This window comes from Vibrio sp. 1078-1 (assembly GCF_033340475.1).
Genome location: NZ_JAWOWM010000135.1, coordinates 1 through 916 on the forward strand (window position 1 = coordinate 1; position 916 = coordinate 916).

1 protein-coding gene and 1 riboswitch are annotated in these 916 nt (G+C 46.2%); the gene reads right to left on the reverse strand.

The genetic code is table 11. The features are described from left to right. The coding region (locus tag R7190_RS26145; protein WP_318137714.1) for a TonB-dependent receptor plug domain-containing protein at nt 1-575 on the reverse strand (575 nt) is incomplete at its 3' end. Between the two features lie 56 nt (nt 576-631). Next, a riboswitch (cobalamin riboswitch) is annotated at nt 632-834 on the reverse strand. Nucleotides 835-916 lie beyond the last annotated feature (82 nt).

The window sequence follows — 916 nt, forward strand, 5'->3', positions numbered from 1 at the left end:
CCTTTGATGTGCTTACCTTCACCTACAGGTTTAGATACGGCAAACGTGCCTTTTTTATGATTGTTGGAGCCATAACCCGCCGACACTCGGCTTGCATCATCATCAATACTTGCTCGAGTAATAATGTTGATTACGCCGGAAATCGCCTCTGAGCCATAGATAGATGCGCGTGCGCCGCGAATGTAGTCGATACGTTCAATAGAGTTGATTGGAAATTGGTTGAAATCGATACCGCCCATGATTGCGCGAGGCATACGTACACCATCAACCAAAACCAACACTTGGGTGGCACTGCCACCGCGAACAAAAATCGATGCGCTTTGGCCACGGCCACCATATTGAGCAACCTCAATACTAGGCAAAGTACGGAACACATCAAACAAACTGTCAGCTTGCTGACGGCGAATATCTTCTTTCGTTACTGTCACGGTTTGAGCTAGAACAGCACCATCGATTTGCTTGAATCGATTCGCAGTAACTACGATGGTTTCGTCAACAGAAGTTTCTTGGGCCTGTAGATAAGAGACAGGTGAAAGCAGCGATGCCAGGGTGATCGCCAATGCGGATTTTTTCATTATATTGTCCTAAATCGCGTAATTCCTTCCGAGCCCTGCCTCCTTAGGCAGTCCAATGCTGTGGCTCAGTTGCTGGCAGGTATTCGGACTGAAGAGCGAGGTTTACACCACCTAGTTGCTCGACTTCCCACATAAACTAATGCAGTGTCGTGATGAGCGTTCGTTCTCTTTTACCGCTGCGCGTCAGTTCTGGATTTTCACCAGATTCCCATTTCAGCCATCTAGATTGCTAGATGACACCAGCTTGAGGCAAATATTATTCAGCTATTGATTATTTGTCCAGCCAATATTGCCCATAGAAATTGTAACGTTTTGATTAATTTTGCTTTCTCCTCAACCTG